Origin of the sequence: Nitrobacter winogradskyi (assembly GCF_006539545.1) — a bacterium.
In the GTDB taxonomy this organism is placed as follows: Bacteria; Pseudomonadota; Alphaproteobacteria; order Rhizobiales; family Xanthobacteraceae; genus Nitrobacter; species Nitrobacter winogradskyi_A.
This window is the reverse complement of the sequence record NZ_BJNF01000011.1, coordinates 1-4,151: the sequence shown is the minus strand read 5'-3', so window position 1 is coordinate 4,151 and position 4,151 is coordinate 1. Positions and strand designations below refer to the sequence as shown.

The following is a 4,151-nucleotide window of genomic DNA, read 5'->3' as shown; positions in this document are numbered from 1 at the left end:
GCCTCCGGCGCGCGGGGTGGGGTGACAAACTCGAAAGTCCACAAGCCCTCGCTCGACGAGATGGGCATCGCCACCTGGCACGAGGTCAAGCCGACCGGCGCGCGGCCGCAGCCGCGCAAGCCCACGCTGGATGAAATGGGACCGGGAACGGAAAGCCGCATCTATCAGCCCACCTCCTCGCGCGAAGCCGGCCCGGAGTTCGGCCCCCGCCCGCGATCGAGCGGCGGCGCACCGGGAAAACGAGGCGGGTGGAAGGACAATCGAAAACGCTAGCAGAACGATCACTGCAGAGATGTTTTATGCCTTTTGACATACTCTAGCAGAGTGTTCACCCACGATGGGCTCAATCCTCCGAGGCTGTAAGGCATAAAAAATAGCTCTCATCAAAAGCTTGCTCTACTGCTATCACTCCTTCACGTGAAGGTTTAGAGCGCGCGGCACCCTATTCAAATTTCATCAAACAAGGACACCCATGGCGGACGCCGATCTCGACGTCATCATCCGGCGGCTTGCGAAGCAGCAACACAAAAGCCTGATCGCCGCGGTCAAGGCGCGGCGTGACCGCTATCTCGCCCTCGCCGCCAAGGCGAAGGATGCCGCCGGCAGGCAGCGCCTGCGACAGATGGCGAAGCATGCGTTCGAGGAAGGCGCCGCCGCCGCAAGGCGAATGCAGATGTCCGCCGACAACGCCGCCGACAGCTATGCACGCGCGATGCGGCGGACGGCCGATAGACTCGCGACGGAACAGGCCGCAACGCCGAAGAAAAAATCCGTCAAAACATCGAAACGGAAAGCCGGGAAGAGCTGAATACGCACGGTGCTCTCGCCGCGTCCGCTTCAACACCTTCAGTTCCGATTTCAGCGCGCATTTGACCGCGTGGCGTTCCGCGGCATCGATTAAGGCAGCACCGCGCGGCTGCGGACGAGGCAGGATTCACCATAATGATCGTATAAGACTTCACGCCGACGTGTACTTCCACGCGCGCCATAATTTCGAACGAACGCGGCGGCAATGTGCGGCTTCGGAATCGGCGGGCTGGCGGAACCATGGCTTCAATAATGCGACTTGCGGATTTGCTGCTTCTGGTGGCTGCTGCCGGCTGGACGGCCGGGACATTGCCGGCGCGATCGGAAGCGCCCGAGACGCCCGGCAACCGGTCGGAACTAGTCGCGTCCCCTGGCGAGCAGCCCGGAGATTCCGACATCGACTGGAGACAGCTCGATGTCGATGGCTTCACCCTGACGGAGGACATGCCGCCGCAAGTCCTTCGTTCACAGCGTTCGACCCCCGCCGCATCCGGCGCAGGTCTCGCCTGGACCTCACATGACAAGGCGGACGGCTCCGCCGCCCTTACCGCGAAACGTTCGGTTTCATCGCTCTGGAACGCGCAGGTCGGAACCGACCTGACCGTCATTCGCCAACCGTCGCCGCTGACGGCTTCGGAACTAGCGGCGGGCAGACTTGCAACCAATGCTCCCCCATCGCGGTCCTCGGGTCAGGCATGGGCCGCCGTTACCGCGCCCGGCCTGGGGCGGATATGGGACAAGACCGCGCTTGAAGCGCGGATCGATCCCGCCCGCGATCAGACCATGCTCGATACCTCGCTCAGCAAATCGCTGCCTCTCAGCGACGGCCGTTACGCGCTGACCCTTCGAAACGGCTACAACGTCATTCAACAGGACGCGTTGTCGGTCCCGGGCATCAAGGGAACGCGACATCACAATACCGACCATTCGGCCAGGTTGAGCGTCACCGACACCGGCACCAGCCTGATCGCCGGGCAGTCGCTTTCATCAACCGATAATAAATGGCTTCGCCGGATCGGCGCCGAGCAAAAGCTGTCCGACGGCATCAGCATCACCGGCGCGGTGAGTGAAACGCCGCAAGGACCGCTGAACGCGAGCCTGACCGCAGCGTTCAAGCGCACGTGGTGACCCCCGCCGGGCGGGCTGATTTCAAGGATTCAACGCTGCCCGCCGCAGATCGGCCCCGATGTCGTCAAAATCGACAGTCCTGATAGCAGCGCTTTAGCGCGTATTCCGCAAAAGTGGATACCGGTTTTGCGATCAGAATACGCGCAAGTTTTTGATTGAGCGCATTTTCTTGCGGCTAACCGGATTCCACTTAGCCGGAAAATGCTCTCGCCGTTTTTCAGTCAAGCACGTCATCGGGCGTTGCCCGTGATGGATACCGGTCCGGTTCGTGTGAAGAAAACGCGTCAAACAATAATCCAAGGCTTCGCTTCCGATTCAATCAGGAGCGAAAATGCTCTAGTATAAACTCGTCGTGCGGGGGACTTCCGCGCTCGCTCAATGCGAAACAGGGAACAAGCCGATGAACGCCACTCCATCTGAAACAGCCGAAACAAGCGCGCCCGAAACCGACTCGAACCTCGCCGCCGTCTCCGAGGTGGAAGCGGGTATTCGCGATTTCGTGCGCAACGACATCGCCTATCTGCGCCGGCCTGCCGCCGGTGCCGCGCCCGCCCCCGGTGCTCCGAGCGCCGCCAGCGCTCCGAACGCCGACACCAAGCTGGAGCCGAGCACGGAAGCGACGGTCAACAACGTCAACTCGCTGATCCAGCGCGTCGCCGGAACTTCGCTCGCCGAGATCGAGAACCTCGTCACCGAACTTGAGAGCCTCCGGGACCTGCTTCATGCGGAAGGACAAAGGGTTCAGCGCGAAATCTCGGGCTATGCCCAGTTGAGCCAGGCCGCGATGAAGTCGACCCGGATCATCGCGGACAACGTCGCGCAATGGAAACGCACGGCAGAGAACCTGCGCAGCGAGTAGCGCCTATCCGCTCAGGAATCATGCTCCTGCGGCGAAGGCATTAAAGTTTGATCCAGATTATGTTTGGATCAGACTTTAGAGCGGCCGCCGGTCAAATGGAATCAGCGCCGCCGCTCCAGTTAATTGATAGAGCATCGGATTTATCCCGAAACCGGTTCCCACTTTCGGGTCCGATGCTCTAATGTCCGTGTTCGGCTTTGCCGTTCAGTCGAACAGGCTGGATACCGATTGTTCGGCAGCCGTGCGGCGGATCGCTTCGCCGATCAATCCGGCGATCGACAGCAGGCGGATGTTGCCGGTCTTGCTCACGGCGTCGGTCGGCTGGATCGAGTCGGTAATGACCAGCTCTTTCAGTTTTGAGCCGGCGATGCGCGCGGCGGCGCCGCCGGACAGCACACCGTGGGTGATGTAGGCATAGACCTCCTGCGCGCCGTTGGCGAGCAGCGCGTCGGCGGCGTTGACCAGGGTGCCGCCGGAATCGACGATGTCGTCGATCAGAATGCAGGTATAGCCCGCAACGTCGCCGATCACGTTCATGACCTCGGACTCGCCGGCGCGCTCGCGGCGCTTGTCGATGATCGCCAGCGGCGCGCTGATGCGCTTGGCAAGCCCCCGCGCGCGCACCACGCCGCCAACGTCGGGCGACACCACCATCAGCTTGCCGAGTTCGAACCGTTCCTTGATGTCGCGGACCATTACCGGAGACGCGTAGAGGTTATCGGTCGGAATATCGAAAAAGCCTTGAATCTGCCCCGCATGCAGATCGAGCGTCAGCACCCGATCCGTTCCGGCGCGCGTGATCAGGTTGGCCACCAGCTTGGCCGAGATCGGCGAGCGCGAACCGACCTTTCGATCCTGCCGCGCATAGCCGAAATAGGGAATCACCGCGGTAATCCGGCGCGCCGAGGCTCGGCGCAGCGCATCCGTGATGATCAAAAGCTCCATCAGATGGTCGTTGGTCGGATACGAGGTCGACTGGATCACGTAGACGTCCGAGCCGCGTACATTCTCCAGAACTTCGACGAAGATCTCGTTGTCAGCGAAGCGACGGACGCTGGCCTTCGTGAGTTCAAGCCCGAGCCATCTGCCGATTTCCCGCGCCAGCACCGGATTGGAGTTGCCGGCGACCAGCTTGACGGCGCCGTTCTTGGCGGACATCGACGCGTCTCCCCGCGATGTGGTGGATACAACGTTCAACATCCCGTCTCCAGGAGAACCTCTCCGATTCCGACGGAGGCGGTGTATCAAGGAGTAGCCAAGTCTGGCAATACGCCGCTCGCGGAATCCGGCGCGGATCGTGCGGAATCGGAAAGTCGGCGAAAAAAGCCCTGCCCTAGAGCGGGATGAGGAAAAGTGT

Annotated in this window: 5 protein-coding genes; 4 read left to right on the top strand and 1 reads right to left on the bottom strand. The window is 61.6% G+C overall.

The features are described 5' to 3' along the window. From NWI01_RS02380 to NWI01_RS02365, 4 genes are all read left to right on the top strand, one after another. Positions 1-273 (top strand): hypothetical protein (locus NWI01_RS02380; RefSeq protein WP_141382353.1); only part of this gene is annotated, 273 nt, incomplete at its 5' end. A 199-nt stretch (positions 274-472) separates the two neighbouring features. After that, positions 473-808 carry a hypothetical protein gene (locus NWI01_RS02375; RefSeq protein WP_141382352.1) on the top strand — a complete coding sequence of 112 codons (336 nt, stop codon included), beginning with the start codon at positions 473-475 and terminating at the stop codon, positions 806-808. Between the two features lie 239 nt (positions 809-1,047). Continuing rightward, entirely contained in the window at positions 1,048-1,935 is an 888-nt protein-coding gene (locus NWI01_RS02370) for a hypothetical protein (protein ID WP_141382351.1), read from the top strand. 400 nt (positions 1,936-2,335) lie between these two features. Further along, entirely contained in the window at positions 2,336-2,794 is a 459-nt protein-coding gene (locus NWI01_RS02365; RefSeq protein ID WP_141382350.1) for a hypothetical protein, read from the top strand. Between the two features lie 204 nt (positions 2,795-2,998). Here NWI01_RS02365 and NWI01_RS02360 read toward each other — a convergent pair whose 3' ends face one another. Further along, positions 2,999-3,952, bottom strand: a complete 954-nt coding sequence (locus tag NWI01_RS02360) for a ribose-phosphate pyrophosphokinase (protein ID WP_181410343.1) — start codon at positions 3,950-3,952, stop codon at positions 2,999-3,001. Positions 3,953-4,151: the final 199 nt, after the last annotated feature.